This is a genomic window from Sphingobacterium sp. UBA7249, assembly GCF_002472835.1.
Classification (GTDB): domain Bacteria; phylum Bacteroidota; class Bacteroidia; order Sphingobacteriales; family Sphingobacteriaceae; genus Sphingobacterium; species Sphingobacterium prati.
Map to the genome: position 1 here is coordinate 128,181 of NZ_DKST01000004.1, position 22,729 is coordinate 150,909.

The following is a 22,729-nucleotide window of genomic DNA, read 5'->3' on the forward strand; positions in this document are numbered from 1 at the left end:
TGAGCATTAAAACGATTGTATTAGGTTTAGCAATCGATACGCTAGCACGCACCGTACCCTTGCGCAGCGAATGGAAGAGATGGGGATGGTGCCGCTGGCAAAAACTGTGTTTCGCGAAATAAAGGGCAATTATTCGTGAAGGAAAATATGTGCCATTTATTCAGGTAGATAAGAATTATGCGCGGTATTTATTTATCAAAAATCTGACAAGGCCAGTCATGGCCTTGAAGGCAAGCAATCCTAAACCAGTACCTAGAATAATTCCCAGTGCGATGCCAATTAGAATAGCCATGTTGTTGCTATGCCATTGATAGACTGTATTAAGGAAAATACAAAATATAACAGAAACAATACTACTGCCCACAATCGCTGAGGAAAGAAATAAGGCCTTAAAACCTTTGGTTATGGATCGCTGTTGTAATCCGACGATAACTGAGGTTGAGATAATACCTGCACTAATGAGCAGAATGATTGTTACGATAAAGAGCATACCAAGAAGAATACTTATCACTGTAAGTGCGAGAAATACGAATGATCCCATCAGGAGCAAGACTGCCAGAAAATCATCATCGTTCCGGAAAGTGTCTATTAGATAGAAATGACCGGATAGGTGTCGAAATGCTAATGTATATAACAATTCTTGCAACATATTGGCTTAGTTAATCTTTTGGTTTTATTATTTTAATAATTACTTTGGTGCAACCCAGTCACTTTTTTATCTTAATATAAGAAAGGTTGTTATTTTATTCTGTTTAATTCTGCGGTAGATCTTTACAGCGTTTTTCTGTCATCAAATTTGCTCGTAAATAGGTGTACTAGTGCCGATTGATAAGGAAATTTCCTGCCGCAGGTTTGTCTTATTGCATGATCAGATTGATTTTCTCAATAGCATCTTCGTTTTCAAGGAAATCAATATAGGGGATCAAGGGTTCGATATCTTGCTTATCCATTGTTTCTAAATCGTCAAATAATGCCTCTACGAAATCATTACAGAAAGCTTTACCAAAGCTATAGGTTCTGATCCGTGTTAAATCATCATAATTTATCTCTGTTGCATTTAGGTTAAGTACCTCTTCTGGTATCTCATAGTCGCCGTCGGCCGGATAGCCAATGAATCTGAACATTCTTTCTTTCCATACCTGAAAAAGAATCTGATGAGAAACATGGTTGCCAAAATATTTAAAAATCTGAGAAAGAAGTTCAGAGGCGGTTTCTTTTTCGAAAATACCTGAAATGCTTTTGTCAATTAATTCAGCATACGCCAAGAAAATAGTACTGTTGAAACGGGCGTCAAAATGGGAAGTCAACATGGCGACCGCGTTGTCTTTACCTTGAGTTCGTAGTAATTGTCTTGCTGCTAAGGAGGTGAGATTGTGCTTCTGCTCATGGCCGTGGTTATCGGGGATAAGTACGATATGATCCTTTTCAAAGAGAGCGATAACGAATTTCCAGTCTTCTGGCCTTTTGAGGATTTTACAATTGTGGGCTAAGAAACCATTCCGCTTGGGATCGGGCTTCTTGTCTCCGACTATTACCTCAGCAGGCTGGATAATATGCTCTGGAGGAATTTTAAACCTGCGTATATGCACAAAGAGTTCTTCTCCGGAAGGTAACGCAAGGGTACCAAATCCTTTGTTATTGTCGAACCATTTGACAGCGCCGATAAACATGGCTGGTGTTGAGTTTTGTTTCAATGCCATAAAGGTAATGAATTAAAATATTTATTATGCATTGAAAATTAAATATTTGCGATTGATCTTTGAATAAAGTGTTTTTTTGAGTGATTTTAAGATGCAAACTGAATATTTGGGTGCTGAGGGTAAACTTTTCACTTCAGCTTTGAACAGCTAGTCAAATGCTGTAAGTAATGAATTTCTAAGTTATAGCTACTATGGATTGTAGTTCTCATTTTTTTTAGTGTGTTATTGTAATAAATTGATAATTAAGGATTTGTATTTGAAAAAAGTCATTTAATTTATTTTTTGTAACTTTGTACCGTCAAAAGACAGAATGGCGTGAGTTTATTCCGCTATGATTGGACGCCTTTTTGAGCGCAGTCTATGTTGTTCGTTGTACTTGTTGAAGTATATTTTGGAGTTGTGTATGACATAACTCATCTTTAAAAGATTTTTTCTTTTTCATCGTTGCTCTTATCGAACCGAGAGTAAAGCGTGTTAGTTAATAAGTAGATTGAATTGGAGTTTAAAATTTCGATCAAACGAATTCAACTGTAGGAATATTTTATATAAATGAAAACTACGTAGGTCTACAACCTTAGTGGCTTGCTCATGCTATTTTGTTTTATTTATGTTTAAAAAAATTAAAGAATGGATAAAACCAGAAAGGTAAAAGTAAAAGTTGAAGATTTGACCATTGTTTTTGGTAAACAAAAAAAGCAGGCTTTAAGATTATTGGACGAGGGTTTCTCGAAGAAAGAAATATTGGAGAAGACCGAATGTACGATAGGGATTAATAAAGCAAATTTTGAAATTTATGAAGGTGAGTTTTTTGTGATAATGGGACTTTCTGGCAGCGGAAAATCTACCTTACTCCGTTGCCTGAATAGATTGAATGAGCCGACATCAGGAAAGGTGTTTGTCAACAATGAAGATATTACCGGAAAAAACAATAAAGAGCTTTTGGAGGTGCGTAGGACAGAAATGAGTATGGTCTTTCAAAAATTTGGTTTACTTCCGCACCATACCGTTCTGAGCAATGCTGCGTTTGGGCTGGAAATCAGAGGCGAAAATAAAGAATCCCGTGAGGCGAAAGCACAAAAGGCGCTCGATATCGTTGGATTGAATGGCTTCGAACAACAATTGCCTGCCCAGCTCTCCGGAGGGATGCAGCAACGGGTCGGGTTGGCCCGTGCGTTGGCCAATGATCCAGAAGTGTTACTTATGGATGAAGCTTTCTCGGCACTGGATCCGCTAATCAAAACAGAAATGCAAGATCAGCTGCTTGAGTTGCAGGATACCCTACAGAAAACAATTGTATTTATTACGCATGATCTTGATGAAGCCATTAAACTGGGCGATCGTATTGTGATTATGAAAGATGGAGTGATTGAACAGATCGGTACTGCTGAGGATATCCTAACTAACCCCGCAAGTGACTATGTAAAAGCTTTTGTCGAAAAAGTGGATCGGAAAGCAATTATTACCGCAGGCTCTTTGATGTTTGAAAAACCAACTGTGGTGAGGTTCAAAAAAGATGGTCCCGAGGGGGCCCTTCGCAAAATGCGCGCAACAGGCATCGATATTCTGCCTGTAGTAGATGTACACGATCATTTTTTTGGTTTTGTACATATCAATGAAGTGATTCTGTCAGCCAAACGCAAAGAACCTACGGTTGAGGCAATCATCCACACCAACGTTTCCACGGTGTCAAAAGAGGTGACCGTTGAGGAAATGTTACCCTTGATTTCGGAAGTGAGATCACCCATTGCCGTAGTTAATGAGCATAACCGCCTGTTGGGTATCGTCACCCAAACCTCGTTAATTATTGAGGCGACCAAGTACAATGAGGAGGAGATTATCGAATTAAAAGAACAAGCAAATAATCAATAGATATGAATAAAGTAATCGACATAGGACAATATATAGCAATAGGGGTGAACTGGTTAACGGAACATCTAAAACCATTTTTTGACCTGATAAAAAATATCGGAAACACCTCTATTCTTGGTCTTGAATGGATATTGATCGCGACACCATATTTCGTAATGATCGCACTTTTTACAGCATTAGCCTGGTGGAAATCTGGGAAAGGAGTTGCGTTGACTACATTTCTGGGTTTGACGCTGATTTATCTCATGGGCTTCTGGACCGAGACAATGGAAACTTTGGCCTTGGTTCTGGTTGCTACGGTGACCGCTTTACTTATTTCGGTGCCCCTTGGGATATGGGCTGCGAAAAATAAATTGGCAGCAAAGGTTATCCGCCCTTTATTGGATTTAATGCAGACCATGCCAGCTTTTGTTTATTTAATTCCGGCTGTACTGTTTTTTAGTATCGGAAAAGTGCCGGGAGCGTTTGCTACCATAATTTTTGCAATGCCTCCGGCAGTCCGTCTGACAACATTGGGTATTGATGCGGTACCCAAGGATATTGTGGAGGCCGCCCGTTCATTTGGAGCCACGAATAGACAGATTTTATTTAAGGTAGAATTGCCTCTGGCGACAAAAACAATTCTTGCAGGGATCAATCAGACAATATTATTATCGCTGTCCATGGTTGTGATTGCAGGAATGATTGCCGCTGGAGGCTTGGGCGAACGGGTCCTAGAGGGTATCAATAACCTGGATATTGGCCTTGGGTTTGAAAGTGGTCTGTCCGTTGTGATTTTAGCAATCATTCTGGACCGGATAACGCAGGGATTTGTAAATAAGAAATAAGCCAATGATGAAAATTAAAATAATAGGACTCTGTATGCTAGCCTTTCTGTTTTCGGCTTGCGATAGTGGTAGGAACAAGAATATCATTCATATTGGAATGGTCGATGGCTGGGCCGAGGGTGTTGCAATGACCTATGTTGCCAAAGCGGTCATGGAGGAGAAAGGATATCATGTAGTGATACAGCGCGCTACCCCAGATATGATACTTGCGTCAATGAATAATGGTGACACAGATCTATATATGGATGTCTGGTTGCCTTTGACACATGGAGCGAAGGTAGCTAAGTTTCCGAATCTGCAAGAGATAGGTACTAGCTATGCATCTGCCCGAAACGGCCTTGTCGTACCCGATTATGTTCCAATTGATGATATAGAACAATTGAACGAACATCAGATGAAGTTCGATAATCAAATTATTGGTATCGAAAAAGGTGCTGGAATTACAAGGGCTATCGACCAGGTTATTAAAGACTATAAGCTGAACTATAAACATATAAATTCATCTACAGTTGCGATGATTACTGAACTTCAAAATGCGATAAAGGAACATCGTTGGATTGTTGTTGCGGGGTGGAAACCTCATTGGATGTTTGGCAAAATGAAGCTGAAATTTTTGAACGATCCTAAAAAAACATTGGGGAGTATGGAGGAAATTAAAATATATGCTCGTAAAGGCTTTAGCAAAGATCAACCAGAATTGGCGAGCCTTTTTTCACGGATCTATTTTGATGATACAATGATGGCCGACCTCCTGGCACAAATGGAAGAAACAAGGAATAAAGCTGCTACTGCAAGGAAGTGGCTGACGGAGCATCGTTCTGAGATAAAAATCCCGAATTAATATGTGACACTGTCATGCCCCTATTTGCTATCGGGGTTTGCGATTCAAAGAAACTAAGACAAAACCAGCCTCGGCCAAACAGCTCTCTGGCCGGTAATTGTATTCTTTTGTGATTCATTTTACCCCGCAGCATGCAAGGGATTTGTGTCTGTAATAACAAAACAGTATTTTTATGGTTTGGAGGATGAGCGATAATAGGACAGATACATTATGATGAATATTGAGGAGCAAAAAATTATTCTCGTTGAAGATGAGCAGGATGTTGCAGATTTAATCATACAAGGATTAGGCGAAGAAGGTTATAAGGTCATTCATCTGAGCCGCTCAGAAGGACTTGAGCAATTACTGGCCAAACAGGATGTTTCTCTCGTGCTTTTGGATATACTTTTGCCTGGTACCAATGGACTTGATATCTGCAAACAGATTCGTCAATGGGGCTATACCGATCTGCCGGTTATGATGCTAACGGCACTCGGAACACCTGAAAACGTTGTTCTTGGCCTCGATAATGGTGCTGATGACTATCTTTCTAAACCATTTAAATTAATCGAACTCAAAGCGAGAATTCGTTCGTTGATTCGTAGACAGCAATCTATTCTTCAAGCGACACAACGCGAAGCACAAGCTCCAAAAGACACATTCAATTATGGGTTTCTAACGATTGATGATTACAAAAAAGTTGCCTATTGTGACGGTCAGGAACTTAGCCTGACGAGTACGGAGTATCGCTTACTTTTACTATTTATACAGAGTCCCAAGAAAGTCTTCGAGCGCAGCGAGCTGCTGGATAAAATATGGGGAATTAATTTTGACATAGGATCCAATGTCGTTGACGTATATGTTAATTACCTGCGAAAGAAGATTGAGCGGGTAACAAGCAAAAAAGCTATCCATACTGTTATTGGAATGGGCTATGTGTTAAAAGTTGAAGACTAAGTAGGAAAACTGAATAGGTTAAAATGAATAATTATAATAGGAAACTCATTTATCTAATAGCGATATTAGTCATATATGTTAGCTGTTTCGTAGGCTTTATTTTTTATTCCATTACTAATTTTGCTTTTACAGATTTCTATAAACGCCTGGATCTGCGGAGAAATATTGCGGCAGAAAAATTCCTCAATGGTAAATCTGTATCACAAACGGATCAGTGGAGTTTGGATTTTATAGAAAATCTAAATAATCAACATGAATTTTTTGTTGAATTTGATAAGAATGGGGAGATTTTGAGAAGTCAGGGCTTTCATTCGGAGTTGTGGGAGAAAATTAATAAGGCCGGAACATCAAATTTCAAAGCCGGACATCAATTCTATTCGACAAAGTACTTTTCAAAAAATAATAAAAATTATATTATCGGTGCATCGGCTGAAAATTACTTTTATACACATCACTTGGCCTACCTGCGTAATTTGCTCATTATTAGTTTGATTTTGGGTATCCTCTTTATCTCGCTGGTTTCAGTGTTCATGAAACGTTCATTTTTGAAGCCTATCCTTACAATGATGAAAGAAGTCCAGCAGATTGGCTCTGAGAATCTTGATAAACGGCTTGATGAAGAGAAATATAAGGGTGAGCTTCATGATCTGGCATTTACATTCAACAACATGTTGACGCGTTTGGAAACTTCATTTGAAACCCAGAAAAACTTTATCAGTAATGCTTCACACGAGTTAAATACGCCGCTGACCTCAATTATCGGACAAGCTGATTTGGCGCTCTCGAAAGAAAGAACCATTGAGGAATATCAACGTACGTTATGTAAAATTATTGAATCAGCTGAACATTTAGAAAAAAAGACCAAAGCACTTTTGTTGTTAGCCCGTACAGGTTTTGTAAGTAACTCAACAACGTTCAATCCTGTTCGTATAGACCAGATTGTTATGGATGCCGAGTTGACGGTTAAAGCCATCAACGACAAATTTAAAATTACGACCGATTTTAGTCTGTTACCTGATGATAGTATGCGGCTTAAAGTCAATGGAAATGCGGTTTTGCTCCAACTGGCATTATCCAACATCATTAGCAATGCCTGTAAGTATTCTTCTAACAGAACAGCTTATATTGCTTTGGGGGCGTTGGATAATAAGGTGTTTATTCTGATAAAAGATAAGGGAATCGGGATTCCTTCAAAAGAATTAGAATATATTTATGATCCCTATTTTAGGGCTTCCAATACGAGTGGAATCGATGGATATGGTATCGGTCTTCCATTGGCAAGAAATATAATAAAGCTACACGGTGGAACATTGAAGGTTAATTCTGTAGTTGGAGAAGGTACAACCGTAGAGATTGAATTGCCAACATACATTCGGTTTTAATCTCATTTTAATTTGTGCTGTATTTTTAATCTCATTTTAATAAGTCTGTTAAAATTCTAATGAAAAGCTAATTCTAGCTTCATGCCATTGCCATGCACGCCAATTAACTTTGTTAAAAAAAATAATTGGGTATGGCAAAAACAACGCGTGTATTGATTCCAAGTGATTTTACAATTGATTCACTTTTTTTTGTAATCCATAGCATCGAGCAGTCTCAGGCCGAACAGCTGGATATTATTTTGGTTTACGGAAATAAGAGCAGCACTTCAATCAGTGAGTTATTAGGAATCACACTAGAGGACCGGCTCAATGATCTTCAATCTGAAGACTTTTTAAAGGCCTGTCAGATGATTTGCCATCGATATGAAAACCGCAAACTTAATATCTACGCAGATATTATCGGTACAGACAATCCCAATTATTTACATCATTATCTGACTGGAGCGCGAATTGACGAGGTCAAGATTCCTACAGATTATCAATTTGAAAAAAGAACAAGACATTTCTTTGATGTTGGACAGGCATTGCTGCATTTGAACAAGACTAAGCATAAGCACGTGAACATTGTCGAAAAACCGGCAACGAACAAAACGGGAAGAAGTGTCTTAGCGGATTTATTTTTTAATAAAAAATGGGATGTTAACTACTAAAAGAAAAATACTGGCAAGATTCAACTTTGTCTTTTTGGCATTGTTGCTTTTCGGGGCGTCGTCAATGGTTATGCTTTATGAAAATCCCGAGAGGCTTTTGGAAGGAGAGTGGGAAGAGCAGGGTTGGTACTTTGAAAAGGTGGAAAAATCACCAACATTCAAAAAACAAGCGATTATCCATGAGGAGATTAAAGATGCTGCCATCGCACATCTGCCACCACTACAGGACGGCCTATGGCATTTTGAAAGGATGGGTGAGAAGAATTTTGTTGCCCATCACAAGGATAAACAATATAACTGGTTTCTAAAAGGAAGGGGACATATCCTTGAGCTGCGTAAAAATAATGAGCTTGTGGAAAGCTTTATTATTCAGAAACTGAATAAAAACCAGCTCGTCTTACATCTCAACCTGGATATGCAAACTAAAGGAATAGCACGTATCGTGCTGAAAAAAGGAGGAAAGGAAAAATATGCTAAGGAAATATAGCAATCACCGGACGATTCAAGACAATATTAAGCTGGGTGGACTAACGGCATTTTCGGCTGGGATGGTAAATGTCGCCTCTGTTATTGTATTTTTTTCCTTTACATCTAATGTAACAGGATATTATGCCGTTTTTGCACAGGAAATAGCGAAAGGAAACTGGTATCAAGGTGCTGTCGTGTTGTTTTGGATATTATTATTTTTAATTGGAAGCATGCTTTCAAATTTGATTATCATCCATGGTAAAGGTAAATTCAGCGCTTACCTAACGCATTCTATACCGTTGGTACTCGAGATATTAAGTATATTGTTCGTAGGAATATATCTTGAAATCTTCTATGAAGACTCTTTAAAGGAAACCGAGATACTAGTAGGTGCCTTACTATTTGCAATGGGTTTGCAAAATGGGCTAACGGCGAGCATATCGAATTCCGTCGTGAAAACAACCCATTTAACCGGACTGACGACTGATTTGGCGATATTGATATCCATGTTCACAAAAGAATCGAATAGAAGCAACAAAGATTTAGTGAATAAATTTCACTTGTTACTGACCATTGTTTCAGCCTACGTAGCGGGAGGCCTGCTCAGTGGAATTTCTTTTAATTACTTGTCCTATAAAACATTTTATGTCGTTTGTTTCGTTTTGTTGATCATAGGCTTGTATGATCATTATAAACTATATCTGCTCAAAAAGCAATTTGTAAAACGTCATCAGGAGGTATTAGTCTCTTAATTTTTTGATACCAAAAAATGTTAGTAAAGCCAGTCATGCAATAAGGTATGACTGGCTTTATTTATATGATTTTATCAAGGTGATAGGGGAAGTCCTCATTCATCGACTGTCTGTAGGCAAGACAAAATTGCTGAAATTTAATATGCGCTTCATGCTTTTGGTTCAAAGCATACATTGCTTTTATTTCAGAAAACAATGCCTGTTCGTTTAGGGGATCCAATAAGAATATTGTATGAGCTAGCTCAATGCTTTTTTTATGCTGGTGCCCGAGGTCCGCCTGCTGAAGCTCTGCTAGTAAAATGGGCAGTAAATTTTGTTCAACTCCCGCTTTTAATGTGTCAAATAAGGGCTGATCCAATCCATGTAAAAATTTCCCTCTTTGAATAATCTGGATTAATCTACCTTCGTAAATATTGGGGAACTTTGCCATTAATCGAATATATTCGACATAATCGCAATAAAAATCGTCTGTTTGTTCGATTATGAAGCGGCCATGTTTATATACAAGTTCTATTCCGGTAAATTCATTCAGAACTTTTCTTAAATGGTTAATCGTAACGCCCCTTGAGTTTTTTACCTTATCTTCTGATTTATCAGGCCACATAATTTGACTGAAATATTGTGAACTAATACCAGCGCTATGAGATAAGATGATACAAAATGCCTGTTTTAACTTTGTACTGAATAAATAGGAGATATCTCGCTTATTGCGGTCAAATGCACGGAACTCGCCAAATAAAAAAATTGCGTTTGGTCTGGGAATCTCATCTTTTTGTATCGGTTGAAAGGCTACTGTTGCTGATACTGGAGTGCTTGTAACGGCTATTTCTTTAGTCAAACTTAAATTTGTTATTTTTCCTCTCCTTTGACTTTGTCTCCAAATAAAATAAGTGCCAACGCCACATGTACCAAATAATAAGAACAACAAGAATATTTTGCGGCTTGAGCCAGATGATGGAAAGCTATTTAATTCTGTAAAGGTTATTGGTGTCATATTTAAAGAATATACCTTCAATGTAGATTGTATATCATCTTTTGATTCTTGAACCAATGTTAAGAGTCTACCTAATTGCTGATCATAGTAAAGCTGGGCATGCGTACTTATTTTGTCTGAATAGATTGGAACAGAGTCCCCCAAAACTTCAAAATTTCCATTTTGGACAGAAAAACGGTATAATTGAATATTCGATTTAGTTAGATATTCTGGATAACATAGGGCATAAAAATGGTTACTGTCAGGAAAGATCACACCGCGGGCTGGTACAATATGCTTGTCTTTCCAAACTAAGTCCCATTTTTTTGTGATTTTTTTGCTGTCCAAATCTATCTGATAGAAATCGTAAAGATATTTTCTTCCAACAATGTGTTCCCCCGATTCGTTTCCCATACCCCCGAATATATAAGCAGCCCGATTATTAGCTGCTTGTCCGGCCGAAAGGAAATAACGTGGAAAAATTTTGTCACCAGCCCATCCATCAACGGTTTGCCATTTACTGGAATCTAAATCATATCTGTTAAATTGACCATTATAGGCCATGTTTCCGTATCCTCCAAAAATATAAAACTGCCGTTGTCGTTCATCGTAGAAAGATCCATGATGGTTTAGTTCCTTTTTCATCAGATCATAACTCTCAACCTTCCATTCAAAATTTTCCAGATTGAGGCTAGCTACCGTAGGGCCCTGGTAAGGCTTGGTATAGAAAAGCTCATAGACATACAATGTATTTGTCGTAGTATCAATGAAATTGTTTCCTAAAACCAGTTTGACAGGGCAGGGCTTCCGAAAAGCCAGTTTCTTTGTCTGATTGTTTTTTACATTGTATATGGTAATAGAATCCTGATTAAAATAATAAATCTCTTTGGTTCGCTGATTGTAACCAGAACCAGCCTGTGATGGCGAACTGCTCGCAAAAATATTTTTCCATCTGTAAGAATCCACAATCAACCATGTTGGGTTGGACACACGTCCATAAGCGTTTCCGTCTTCATCGTGGACAATATGACCTGTATTTTCCTTTAGCGGAAAGAAATATTCATTAGTTGTATTTCCAATATGTACATTTTTGATGGACATCATTGGCACATCGATCAAATAGTCACTTTTTCCAAAAATAACCTGGGGGCTATATCGCTTGGGCAGTTTCACCTTTGGAGACTCAAAAGCCTGATCCTGGATTTTGAGCTTAAATAGTTGCTCTTCAAGATCAAAGGTCAATTGGATATTGATCCATTCCTCTTTGAATAGTCGCTGTTGGCTTATTTTCGCTATGATCAGACTACTTTTCCCTTCTTCGTTCAGACGGAAGATGCAACTGCCTGCCTCTTCGTCGTAGAACAGATTGTAAATTGTGTTATTATCTTTATTCTTGATACGGAAAATATTACCTAATGAGTTTGACGAATAAATAGATAGTTGGAATGCTAGTGTAAACTGTTTTTCAAAAGAAAGATCCTTTTTGTCAAATAGTTCATAGGAAGTTCGTTTATCGATAGGTTCATGTCCGGCTCTAAACTTGAGCCCCTGAGATCGGGAAAGTAGCGGAATTAAAAGTAAAAAAACAATATATAATATACAGCGTCGCATAGCGCAATCAAAAAACTTAAACCAATAGTCGTCGACAATGAGCTGTTCAAATATTACAATTTGTCCCCAGTCGGCGCTTTATGACATAGTAAGGGTTAGGATACCCCTTATCAATATCTAACAGGATTAAAAGTATGCAAAAAAATGCGCTCAATAAAATAAAAGCTATGTTACAATCACTATAGGCATTCGTATCTCAATATTATTATAAAAAGAAATAGCTGCTAGGGTTATCGTTTTATTTTTAGGTTTTAACCCAATTTTAACCCAAAAATTAATCATCGGACTTTACCTTGCGTTAGAATTCCTGCAGATATTTCCAGTAGGAACTCAAACTAATTATAAATCGAAATCTTACTTATGAAAGTCTTTAAAAAGCTGCAATTTATTTTTGTTGCTTCCGTATCAATGGTGATGGTCACGCACGTTCATGCTGAACACCCAGTTTCTTTTTCTATGCATACGAAAGACCGTCAGGCGCTTCAAGAGCAAAACTTAACACGTGCGATAGAACTTGTTGATCGCTCAATGGAGGTTTATTTCTCCACAGACAGGCAAGCCATGCACCGATTCTATAATCCAGATACAAAGGTGCGCCTGGAAGAAAAAGCAAGCATATGGATGTATTCAGCTTCAATAGAAGCAGTCAACGCGATCTTAAGTGGCCTCAGATTGCAGAAAGAAAAGGGGAATCACAGCCTATTTGACAAAAATTATAAGCGTTATGTTGATCTATTGGCTCAGCTCCATGACAATGCAGCTTATTATTTAGGATCCTTTAACCTTATTTCCTTTACTCAGGCGCAGGATTGGACCGTGTACGCAGTAGATCGTGCCCGGGAAAAAGGCGCAGCCAAGGCGACAGGGGTGTTAAATGTTTATGACGATCAAATGTGGATGATACGCGAGCTGATAGAAGCCTACCATCTGACTGGAAAGGAAACGTATTTGAAGGAAGCAGAATATCTAACTGCTTACGTTCTGGATGGATGGGACTGCACGCTCAATGATCAAGGGAATGAAAATGGTGGAATTCCCTGGGGGCCAGGTTATGTGACCAAACACGCTTGTAGTAATGCGCCAATGGTTAGTCCTTTGGTTTGGCTACATGAAATCTATAAGAAAAAGAAAGATCAGATAATATACAAGTATATTGATGCAAAAGACAAACAATCACGTCGTTCAAAAAGCTTGCGGAAAAGTGATTTTTATTTGGATTTTGCTAAAAGGATTTATGCATGGCAAAAGGATCATTTACTAAATAATAAAGGTGTCTATGATGATATGATGGGCGACTGTTATCCAGATTGTAGCATTGCCTATGAAATCGTTGATGGTGTAAAATACCGCAAAAATACCCAATTAAGGAAAGCTGTTGGAACCTCCTTTTCCTATAACAGTGGTACAATGATTTCTGGAGCTGCCGATCTGTACCGGGCGACCAGAACTAAGATCTATTTGGAAGATGGAGAAAAATTAACCAATGCCAGTTTTCAGTACTTTACCAAGCTAGGATCGCAGGTTCCAGCGCACTATACCTATCCTTCGGACGGATTTAACAACTGGTTTAATGGCGTATTACTTCGGGGATTCCTTCAAATTTCTCCGGTTTTTGAAAAAGCAGGGATTTACATGGACTCCTTTCAGCAGAATTTGGACTATGGGTATGCCCATTTTTTGCGCTCCGGTTTATTACCACCGGACCTTCTTGGAGGATGGCATGCGGACAAAGACAAAAATAACCTGGAAGGGATGTTCATGTTTGCTTATGCGGCACAGTATGCGATGCTGTCTCAATATGAGGCCGGCAAATAGTGAAATATACAAAAAAGATCAGCATAACAATGAAGATTGTAAAAATGAATACCAATAAAACCGAGCTCGCGGGCTCATGAAATAGATCAGATAGCATAATCAATATTTAAAACCAATTTATTAAGATGAAAAAGGATATAGGGAAATCAAAGCGGCGACTCAGCACACTGCTCGTACTGCTGGCGCTGGGTATTCCGTCTATTGGATGGGCGCAACAGAAAAATGTCACAGGGAAAGTTCTTGATCGTGACAATAAACCTATTGCAGGGGTAACGATCTCGGTTCAAAATGCCGGTACGCGCATCGAAACAACGACTAATGCTGACGGTAGTTATACAATCGTTGTTCCGGAAGGGAAGAAGCTTTTATTTAAATCGCTTGGCTTTACTGCAAAGGAGGAACTCACAGACGGAAAATCCACGATTAATGTTGTGTTGGAAAATGATGATACACAGTTGGAAACGGTTGTTGTTGTCGGTTATGGTACGCAGCGGAAGCAATCGCTTACTGGCGCTATCGCGTCGGTAAAGGGGACGGAAATGAGGCAGACGAAAAATGAAAATCCGCAGAATATGCTGACTGGTCGTGTGGCCGGCGTACGTGTGTGGCAGAGAAGCGCAGAGCCGGGTGCCTACAGTGCCAATTTCGATATTCGTGGGCTTGGTGCCCCACTGGTCGTGATCGACGGGGTCCCTCGTACGAGCGAAGACTTTCAACGCCTGAATCCAAGTGATATTGAAGATGTTTCGGTATTAAAGGATGCATCGGCAGCAATTTATGGGGTGCGTTCGGCAAATGGTGTTGTATTGGTTACAACCAAAAAAGGAAAGGAAGGGAAGACCACAGTGAATTATAATGGATCTTATACCTTCCAAAGGCCTTCGGGTCTGCCTGTATTGGCCGATGCGATCAGTGCAATGACGATCTATAATGAGAAGTCCATGAACAGCATCGATAATCCAAAACTTATATACACCGAACAACAAATTGAGGCGTATAGGAATGGGACGAATCGCCCCGCTGATTGGACATCGTTAATTTTTTCTAAATATGCACCGCAGACGCAGCACGATATTAGCTTTTCTGGCGGTAGTAATAAAGTTCAGTATTATATTGGCGGGGGCTATTCCTATCAGCAAGGATTCTTTAAATCAGGTGATCTGAATTATAATAAATACAACCTACGTTCGAATATTTCGGCAGAATTGGCCAAGGGATTGAAATTAGATTTGAATATCAGCGGTATGGCCGATCAGCAAAATAATCCCTTTAACAGTTCTGTTGATATTATCCGGAATTATTGGCGTCAAGGTGTATTGTTTCCCGCGTATGCGGATCCCGAAAATACCTTGTTAAATTATGAGGGACTGGATTTGCAACAAAATACGGTCGCGATGATGGATGCGGATATTTCCGGGTATCGCAAACTCAAAAAGAAGACCTTTCAATCCTCCGCTGCGCTGAATTATGATCTGAGTAATTTATCTCCCGCTCTTCAAGGGTTTTCCGCAAAAGCATTGATTGGTTATGATTACCGTGCGGATAATAATGCTTTTTTCAGAAAAGAATATTATCAATACGCATTTAATGCAACCTCCAATACCTATGAACAAAGACTCTATACGCCAAGTGGTCCAAGTCAGATGAAAAGGGAATTTTTTGACAAACAGCAGTTATTGGGACAATTTATGGTGAATTATGATCGAACTTTTGGTAGTCAACATAAAGTTTCAGGGGTTATAGGTTGGGAATCACAAAAAAATGACGGCGATAATTTCTATGCTTTAAAAAATCTAGCATTTGGTTCGGATAGACTATCAGCTGGTGTGGAGGACGGTCAGATGAGTTCGATGTATCCTGGGATTGCAGATTACTATAACGAAGCGAAATCCGCTTTATTTGGGCGGGTGAATTATGATTTTGCAGGCCGATACATCGCTGAATTCCAGTTTCGGTACGATGGATCGTCGCGTTTCGCAAAAGGGCATCAATGGGGATTTTTTCCATCAGCTTCAGTAGGCTGGCGTATCTCTGAAGAACCGTTTTTCAAGTCTAATGATGCACTTTCTTTTGTCAATCAATTAAAATTGAGAGCAAGTTATGGCGCATTGGGTGATGATCAGTTCAAAGACTGGGATTTTGGTTGGCTTCCGGGTTATATCTATCCCGCAACCAGTGGTAATGCCGAAAATGGCTATAACAATCAGTATGCACCAGGTTATATTTTTGGTGGGAAATACGTCACTGGAGTTACGCGTAAACCTATTGCAAACGAGTTGATAACATGGTATACCGCAAAGACATTTAATGCCGGTATAGACTTTGAAGGCTGGAATGGTTTGTTTGGTTTTACTTTAGATTATTTCGAACGGACACGGACAGGGATATTTAAGCGTCCTGAAAGCGAATTTCCTACAGTAATCGGCGCTGTTCCGCCTTTGCAAAATGCGGATAGTGATCGTCATATGGGACTAGAACTGGAATTGAAACATCGCAATAGAATCAATGATTTCTCCTATAATATTCGTGCGATCGCCACGGTGACAAGGAATAAATATTTGGTTTCCGTTGAAAATGGTCCTTATAGCAATTCCTATGATCGCTGGCGCAATGATAACCTGAACAATAGATATCAAGGGATAGAGTTTGGTTACGAGTCTGCCGGTAGATACCAAAATTGGGCAGATATCTGGAGTTACCCGATTTATAAGGAACGTGATGTATTGCCCGGAGATTATAAATACCTGGATTGGAATGGCGACGGTGAAATCAATGGTCAAGATGAGCATCCTTTTGCTTTTAATCAGACACCTTGGGTTAACTATAGTATGAACCTTGAGACTTCCTACAAAAATTTTGATATGAACTTATTATTGCAAGGGTCTGCTCTCGGTTCCATGCAGTATAAAGAACCTCTCTACGCAATCTGGGGATCAAATGGCGGCGGAACGCTGGAACAATATCTTGATCGCTGGCATCCCGTAGATCCTTCCGCTGATCCCTATGATCCGACAACAGATTGGGTGAAAGGATATTATGCCTTTACGGGAAGATATCCAAAGGAAAACTCTGAATTCAATCGCGTCAGTACAGCTTACCTGAGATTGAAGAGTGTGGAACTAGGATATACTTTCTCAAATCTAAAGCCTTCGTCGACGATGCGGTTACGCGTGTACGCGAATGCTTATAATTTATTTACAATAACAGGCGTACGATTTGTGGATCCAGAACATCCGGATGATGACTTAGGTCGGATGTATCCATTGAATAAGACCTACTCATTAGGCTTATCGCTTACTTTTTAGCACGCAAAAAAATATTCCAATGAAAAAACTACTCATTATATTATCATTAGCTGGCTCAATCGGATTTACAGGTTGTGCCGATCTCGATATTACGCCCAAAAATGTGGTTACAGATCAAGATCTGTTGAACAGTCCCGCTGGCATGGATATTTACATGGCCAGGATGTATAGCCTAATGCCTTTTGAAGATTTCAAATATATGGCCCAATGGGGAATAGAATTCAATGGCTGGTTGGCTGCCATCGGCATTGAAGGAACTGGGGAAGCTGTGACCAGGGATGGCATTAGTACTTCCTTTACGGGTGAAAGGACAGCCTATTGGGAAAGAGCATTCGAATTACTTCGGGATGCAAACCATTTGATCGAGAATTTACCCAATTACAAAGACAAGTTTTCTGAAGATCTTTACAACCATTATTTAGGTGAAGGATATTATGTTCGGGCAACGGTATTTTACGCGATGGCCCGGCGGTTTGGAGGGATTCCATTAGTGACGAAGGTTTTGCAGTATCCAAACACTTCGGAAAACTTAGAAGTCCCCCGTGCATCGGAAGAAGATACCTGGAACCAGATCCTGAAGGATTATGATGAAGCAATCAAATTAATGCTTCCAAAAGGTCCTAAAACTGGTTATTCTAATAAATTTGTCGCCCTTTCTTTTAAATCCGAAGCCATGCTCTATGCGGGAAGTGTGGCCAAATACAATGAAACTGTTTCCGGTCGTTTGACAGGACTCGGAAGGAAAACTGGTGTACGGGTTATCGGTTTTGACGCCAGTAGAGCAAAAACAGCTTCACAAAAGTACTTTGCAGAAGCCTATGCTGCTGCCCGACAAGTAATAACGGCGGGAGGCTATTCTCTGTATAAAAAGAAATGGGCAGCGAACGATAAAGATGCGCAATATCAAAATATGGTGGATATGTTTAGTGACCTCAGTAGCCCGGAAAATATCTACGTCAAAGAATATGTTTATCCGACGTTGACACATAGTTTTGATGCATTTAGTTCGCCTTTCACCTTTCGGTCACCACTTTCTGCCGGCACCTGTCCTACGGTGGATTTTATGGAGTTGTTTGATGGATTTGACAAGTACCCTGACGGAACAGTCAAAGTGACTACCGGACAAAGCAACAAGGAGGGTGAGTATAAACTGTACGACAAACCAATGGACTTCTTTAAAAACGCGGAACCCCGCTTGCGTGCTTATGTTATTTTTCCTGACGATATCTTCAATGAAAGAAAAATGGATATACGGGCAGGGGTTTATACCGGTCAGACTCCTATAAAACCGTTGTTCTCAGATTATTCTTATGCTACAGCAGATACGCGTTATCAACAGCTGGGGGCATATACAGGTTCACCAAAGACCTTGTATCTGAGTCCGAGAGATGGCAATGGGCAGCAAACAGTGGATTATAACGGGCAAAAAATGAATGCTGCAGGAAATGAAGGGCCATTCTTTGATAATGGAGAAGCTACACTAACAGGGTTCTACGTGCGCAAATGGCTCAATACAAATCCAGCAAAAGAAGTTGGAGAAGGAAAATCTGATCAGCCCTTTATTTTGATGCGTTATGCGGAAGTTTTGTTAAATGCCGCTGAAGCAGCTGTTGAATTAAAAATACTGGGTGCGAATTCTGCTGATGGAAGCGACCTGTTACAGACAGCGACTAGCGCTGTCAATGAGATTCGCTCGCGAGCGGGAGCAGATCTATTGACAGGTACGATCACCGGTGATAATACAGGAAGGGACATTGTTCGAAGAGAACGTCGTAAAGAACTTGCATTTGAACATAAGGCGAAATGGGACTTACGTCGCTGGCGGGTACTGCATTTTGAAGGTCGGGATGGTTTCTGGGGCACACAAAAGGATAAAAATCTATACAGCAATAACGAGAACTTTAGGTTTAGAGGATTGTATCCATTTTTTTCCACGGCAACAGGTAAATACTTCTTTGATGCACGATTCCAATGGGTAAGTACCAAAACGTTTCGGTACACACCCGTAGACTATTATTTTGAAATTCCCGGTGGAGAAGTGGCGAAAAGTCCAGTGATCGACCAGCAACCCAACCGATAGATAAGTATACTGTGCTGCGAACGTAATTGAGCTGGGCAGTTTTAATTGGAGGAGTGAATTTCTACTATTAAAGTATAATGAATTACTGGTGGAATGGAGGACCCGAGCATAGCGAAGGCAATTATTCCAAATCATCACTAAACGTATAACAGATGAAAAATAGCATTTTTGGCGCGATAGGTATAGTATGTATGCTGAGTTCGTGTAGCCTCTTTGAGGCAGATAATTATGAAGCCCCTTCTGTGGGATTAAAAGGAGTTGTCGTTGATGCACAGACAGGTGAGCCGGTATTGACCGATCAGGGGAGTGAAGGTATCCGTGTCCGATTGACAGAGCTTAGTTGGGGAGATAATGTGGAGCACAACCCTGACTTTTATTGCATGCCAGATGGAACTTTTCAGAATACCAAATTATTCAAAGGTAATTATCATATCACGGTAGACGGGCCTTTTATCCCATTGGTGCGTACAGATGTCGATGGTAAAGTATTGTCAGACGATAGTAAAACGATGGAGCTGAATGGTTCGCATGAAATAAAAATGGAGGTGCACCCTTTTCTTAAAGTGGAATGGGTTGGCGACCCCATTGTCGAAAACGGCAAGATAAAAGCTAAGGTAAAGGTCACCCGTGCGGTAAGCGAACAGTTTTTTCGCGAAAAAATAGAACCGATGGGAAATTATAACGGAGACTTTTTGAATGTTACCGATATACAGTTTTTTGTTAGCTATTCCTCCACTGTAGGATATAGGGCACGGGATGAACGTTGGTCCAGCAAAATCGAGTACGGTGGTGACAGCTTTAATACAAAATTGGGACAGGTTATTGAGCTCGAATCTATCGGTGAAATCCCAAAAGGCCGTACGGTCTTCGTACGTGCAGCATCGCGAATTAATTACGATACTCCCCGCGGAACGGGTACCCGTAGGTGGAATTACAATGATGCCAAAAGAGTAGATATCCCATAAGGGAATCCGCCACCGGCTGAAACCAGTCTGTTTAAAATATCAATGTTGCAGTTGGATTTTGAATAAGACTGGTTTCAGCTGGTTGACCAAATAAACTGGTTAATCATATTGGATAGTATGAAAAATGTAGGAGTAAACCATGAGTAATAGCAACGGAAATAGACAATAGATTATGATAAAAACGAATATACTCGCTTTATTGATGCTGACGACGCTTACTGCGGTCGCTCAAAAAAAAGATCCCGTAAAGACGACATTTCAGAGTTCCAGAGAATGGCGCCCGACAATAGATAACCGAGCGGACGCGGTAATGATCTATGGAACAGGAGGGAATCCATCCGACAAGTCTCGAAAGATTCCATTTGAAGAGCGCGTGAAATCCTGGCGTGATAAGGGATATATTACCCATTTTATGACCGGGATTGCCTGGGGCGAGTATCAGGATTACTTTACAGGAAAATGGGATGGAAAGATGCATTTGGATGAGGGACAGGTTGACGTAAAAGGGGATACCATCTGGCATGGTCATATGGTTCCCTATATTGTTCCTACTGAAAATTATTTAAAATACATCAAAGAGATGCATGTCAAGCGGGTAATTGATGCCGGGATTGACGCCATATTTATGGAGGAACCCGAATTCTGGGCACGTGCGGGTTATAGTGAATCATTTAAGAAAGAATGGAAAAAATACTATGGTTTTGATTGGCGACCACAGCATGAATCGCCTGAGAACACTTACTTATCCAATAAATTAAAGTACGCTTTATACCTCAATGCACTGAATGAGGTCTTTACGTACGCGAAGTCTTATGGAAAAAGCAAAGGGATGGACGTAAAATGTTATGTGCCCACGCATTCCTTGATCAACTATTCACAATGGATGATCGTGAGTCCTGAAGCGAGTTTGGCTTCGCTTCCTTGTGTGGATGGGTATATCGCGCAGGTATGGACAGGAACTTCGCGTGAACCTAATTATTTTAATGGTGTAGCGAAAGAACGTGTTTTCGAAACTGCATTCTTGGAGTATGGTGCAATGGAATCTATGACAGCTCCCACTGGACGAAAGATGTTTTTTCTGACGGATCCGATCGAAGATTGGCCCCGGGACTGGGCGGACTATAAGAAAAATTATCAGGCCACTTTCACCGCACAACTTTTGTATCCCAATATTGCTGACTATGAGGTGATGCCCTGGCCTGAACGTATTTATGAGGGACTGTATAAGACAAGCCCCAATAGTGATCAAAAGGAAAAAATACCACGGCATTATTCAACGCAGATGCAGGTGATGATCAATAGCCTGAATAGTATGCCAAAAACGGCCAGCAAAGTTTCTGGATCGACAGGAATAAGTGTCCTACTGGCAAATTCGTTGATGTTTCAACGTTTTCCGACGCATGCCGGATATGACGATCCACAACTAGCGAACTTTTACGGTCTCGCTCTTCCTTTCCTAAAACGTGGGGTTCCTGTTAAAACAGTTCATTTGGAGAATCTAGCGGTTAAGAATGCCTTAGCGGAGACAAAAATACTCCTAATGTCCTATTCCAATATGAAGCCCCTGGCAGCTGAGGCACATCAATACCTTGCCGATTGGGTAAAGAATGGTGGCATCCTAATTTATTGTGGTACAGATCTCGATCCCTTTCAATCGGTACAGGAATGGTGGAACACGAACGGCAAAAATTACCAACGGCCATCGGATCATCTATTTGAGAAAATGGGGCTGAAGGACGGTATGACAAAGGAGGGGAAATATACGTATGGGAAAGGTACTTTTTATGTGTTAAGATCGGATCCCAAAGAATTTGTGGTCAAACCGGATAACAGTCAGAAACTGCTGGACGTGACGAAAAATCTTTATGAAAACAACGGCAAATCTGAAAAGCTACAATTTAAAAATTATTTTACGTTGACGCGCGGTAATTACGATCTGATCGCCGTATTGGATGAGAGTGTGAGTAATCAGCCATATCATGTTAAAGGAAATCTAATTGATCTTTATGATCCGACTTTGCCCATTGTTACTTCTAAAAATATCCAACCGAATGAGCAATGTTTGTTTGTGAATTTAGATCATATAAAAAACAAACAACAACCGCAAGTGTTAGCTTCCGCAAGCCGTATCTACAACGAAACATCGGCTAATCATCACTATTCATTTACGGCAAAAAGCCCGATTAATACAACAAATATTTCGCGGATATTATTACCTAATAGACCAAAGAGCGTGCTAGTGGATAAAAAAGAGGTCTTTTCGGAGGAAAATTGGGATACCAGAACAAAAACCTATTTGTTGGGATTTGAAAATAGCCCTGATGGTGTGAACGTAGATGTTAAATGGTAGTAGGGCAGAACACTTGATCTTCAAATGAAGGATCGGATAGCAATCCTGTTTTTGTAAACTTGAGCGGAATATGTGCCAGTTGCCATATCCGAATAATAAAAGAACCAAATTCTTAGCGAATTTGGTTCTTTTTATTGATAATCGAATTATGATAAATAACTCAATTTAATTCGGGCCAAATTTTTTTGATTTTACCTAATAAGAC

General features: G+C 39.8%; 16 protein-coding genes. 13 read left to right on the top strand and 3 right to left on the bottom strand.

Annotated features, from left to right (window positions below):
• Positions 1 to 175: 175 nt before the first annotated feature.
• Complete coding sequence (locus B4A24_RS03040; protein ID WP_293942529.1) at positions 176 to 649, bottom strand: hypothetical protein; 474 nt, start codon at positions 647 to 649, stop codon at positions 176 to 178.
• A 208-nt stretch (positions 650 to 857) separates the two neighbouring features.
• Complete coding sequence (locus tag B4A24_RS03045) at positions 858 to 1,700, bottom strand: cold-shock protein (protein WP_293942531.1); 843 nt, start codon at positions 1,698 to 1,700, stop codon at positions 858 to 860.
• A gap of 627 nt (positions 1,701 to 2,327) precedes the next feature.
• Between B4A24_RS03045 and B4A24_RS03050 the strand changes: the two genes are divergently transcribed.
• From B4A24_RS03050 to B4A24_RS03085, 8 genes are all read left to right on the top strand, one after another.
• Positions 2,328 to 3,569, top strand: coding sequence for a quaternary amine ABC transporter ATP-binding protein (locus B4A24_RS03050; protein ID WP_293942533.1), 1,242 nt, complete (start codon positions 2,328 to 2,330; stop codon positions 3,567 to 3,569).
• Between the two features lie 2 nt (positions 3,570 to 3,571).
• Positions 3,572 to 4,396, top strand: coding sequence for an ABC transporter permease (locus tag B4A24_RS03055; RefSeq protein WP_293942535.1), 825 nt, complete (start codon positions 3,572 to 3,574; stop codon positions 4,394 to 4,396).
• 4 nt (positions 4,397 to 4,400) lie between these two features.
• A complete protein-coding gene (locus tag B4A24_RS03060) occupies positions 4,401 to 5,237 on the top strand; it encodes a glycine betaine ABC transporter substrate-binding protein (RefSeq protein WP_293942537.1) in 837 nt (278 codons plus the stop codon).
• 210 nt (positions 5,238 to 5,447) lie between these two features.
• Positions 5,448 to 6,173 carry a response regulator transcription factor gene (locus B4A24_RS03065; RefSeq protein ID WP_293942539.1) on the top strand — a complete coding sequence of 242 codons (726 nt, stop codon included), beginning with the start codon at positions 5,448 to 5,450 and terminating at the stop codon, positions 6,171 to 6,173.
• A gap of 23 nt (positions 6,174 to 6,196) precedes the next feature.
• Positions 6,197 to 7,555, top strand: a complete 1,359-nt coding sequence (locus B4A24_RS03070) for a HAMP domain-containing sensor histidine kinase (protein ID WP_293942541.1) — start codon at positions 6,197 to 6,199, stop codon at positions 7,553 to 7,555.
• A gap of 131 nt (positions 7,556 to 7,686) precedes the next feature.
• Entirely contained in the window at positions 7,687 to 8,205 is a 519-nt protein-coding gene (locus B4A24_RS03075) for a hypothetical protein (protein ID WP_293942542.1), read from the top strand.
• A complete protein-coding gene (locus B4A24_RS03080; protein WP_293942543.1) occupies positions 8,192 to 8,692 on the top strand; it encodes a hypothetical protein in 501 nt (166 codons plus the stop codon). The genes B4A24_RS03075 and B4A24_RS03080 overlap by 14 nt, the downstream gene beginning before the upstream one ends.
• A complete protein-coding gene (locus tag B4A24_RS03085) occupies positions 8,676 to 9,425 on the top strand; it encodes a YoaK family protein (protein WP_293942545.1) in 750 nt (249 codons plus the stop codon). Before B4A24_RS03080 ends, B4A24_RS03085 begins: the two co-directional genes overlap by 17 nt.
• Positions 9,426 to 9,486: 61 nt before the next feature.
• Here the strand turns inward: B4A24_RS03085 and B4A24_RS03090 are convergent, their stop codons facing one another.
• Positions 9,487 to 12,009, bottom strand: coding sequence for a hypothetical protein (locus tag B4A24_RS03090; protein WP_293942547.1), 2,523 nt, complete (start codon positions 12,007 to 12,009; stop codon positions 9,487 to 9,489).
• 360 nt (positions 12,010 to 12,369) lie between these two features.
• On the opposite strand from B4A24_RS03090, the gene B4A24_RS03095 reads away from it, so the two are divergent.
• From B4A24_RS03095 to B4A24_RS03115, 5 genes are all read left to right on the top strand, one after another.
• Positions 12,370 to 13,824 (top strand): glycoside hydrolase family 76 protein, encoded by a 1,455-nt coding sequence (locus B4A24_RS03095; protein ID WP_293942549.1) that lies wholly within the window; start codon positions 12,370 to 12,372, stop codon positions 13,822 to 13,824.
• 125 nt (positions 13,825 to 13,949) lie between these two features.
• Complete coding sequence (locus B4A24_RS03100) at positions 13,950 to 17,129, top strand: SusC/RagA family TonB-linked outer membrane protein (protein WP_293942551.1); 3,180 nt, start codon at positions 13,950 to 13,952, stop codon at positions 17,127 to 17,129.
• Positions 17,130 to 17,148: 19 nt separating this feature from the next.
• Positions 17,149 to 19,209 (top strand): RagB/SusD family nutrient uptake outer membrane protein, encoded by a 2,061-nt coding sequence (locus B4A24_RS03105; RefSeq protein WP_293942553.1) that lies wholly within the window; start codon positions 17,149 to 17,151, stop codon positions 19,207 to 19,209.
• A gap of 152 nt (positions 19,210 to 19,361) precedes the next feature.
• Positions 19,362 to 20,174 carry a DUF3823 domain-containing protein gene (locus B4A24_RS03110; RefSeq protein WP_293942555.1) on the top strand — a complete coding sequence of 271 codons (813 nt, stop codon included), beginning with the start codon at positions 19,362 to 19,364 and terminating at the stop codon, positions 20,172 to 20,174.
• Between the two features lie 172 nt (positions 20,175 to 20,346).
• The gene (locus B4A24_RS03115; RefSeq protein WP_293942557.1) at positions 20,347 to 22,524 is read left to right on the top strand and encodes a hypothetical protein; all 2,178 of its coding nucleotides are present in this window, start codon (positions 20,347 to 20,349) and stop codon (positions 22,522 to 22,524) included.
• The last annotated feature ends 205 nt before the right edge of the window (positions 22,525 to 22,729 follow it).

Bases quoted from the DNA above. Each gene is read 5' to 3' on its own strand.
- B4A24_RS03080 (WP_293942543.1), top strand. From the start codon at position 8,192: ATGTTAACTACTAAAAGAAAAATACTGGCAAGATTCAACTTTGTCTTT.
- B4A24_RS03055 (WP_293942535.1), top strand. From the start codon at position 3,572: ATGAATAAAGTAATCGACATAGGACAATATATAGCAATAGGGGTGAAC.
- B4A24_RS03090 (WP_293942547.1), bottom strand. From the start codon at position 12,009: ATGCGACGCTGTATATTATATATTGTTTTTTTACTTTTAATTCCGCTA.
- B4A24_RS03085 (WP_293942545.1), top strand. From the start codon at position 8,676: ATGCTAAGGAAATATAGCAATCACCGGACGATTCAAGACAATATTAAG.
- B4A24_RS03060 (WP_293942537.1), top strand. From the start codon at position 4,401: ATGATGAAAATTAAAATAATAGGACTCTGTATGCTAGCCTTTCTGTTT.
- B4A24_RS03040 (WP_293942529.1), bottom strand. From the start codon at position 649: ATGTTGCAAGAATTGTTATATACATTAGCATTTCGACACCTATCCGGT.
- B4A24_RS03110 (WP_293942555.1), top strand. From the start codon at position 19,362: ATGAAAAATAGCATTTTTGGCGCGATAGGTATAGTATGTATGCTGAGT.
- B4A24_RS03065 (WP_293942539.1), top strand. From the start codon at position 5,448: ATGATGAATATTGAGGAGCAAAAAATTATTCTCGTTGAAGATGAGCAG.
- B4A24_RS03070 (WP_293942541.1), top strand. From the start codon at position 6,197: ATGAATAATTATAATAGGAAACTCATTTATCTAATAGCGATATTAGTC.
- B4A24_RS03050 (WP_293942533.1), top strand. From the start codon at position 2,328: ATGGATAAAACCAGAAAGGTAAAAGTAAAAGTTGAAGATTTGACCATT.
- B4A24_RS03115 (WP_293942557.1), top strand. From the start codon at position 20,347: ATGATAAAAACGAATATACTCGCTTTATTGATGCTGACGACGCTTACT.
- B4A24_RS03095 (WP_293942549.1), top strand. From the start codon at position 12,370: ATGAAAGTCTTTAAAAAGCTGCAATTTATTTTTGTTGCTTCCGTATCA.
- B4A24_RS03100 (WP_293942551.1), top strand. From the start codon at position 13,950: ATGAAAAAGGATATAGGGAAATCAAAGCGGCGACTCAGCACACTGCTC.
- B4A24_RS03105 (WP_293942553.1), top strand. From the start codon at position 17,149: ATGAAAAAACTACTCATTATATTATCATTAGCTGGCTCAATCGGATTT.
- B4A24_RS03045 (WP_293942531.1), bottom strand. From the start codon at position 1,700: ATGGCATTGAAACAAAACTCAACACCAGCCATGTTTATCGGCGCTGTC.
- B4A24_RS03075 (WP_293942542.1), top strand. From the start codon at position 7,687: ATGGCAAAAACAACGCGTGTATTGATTCCAAGTGATTTTACAATTGAT.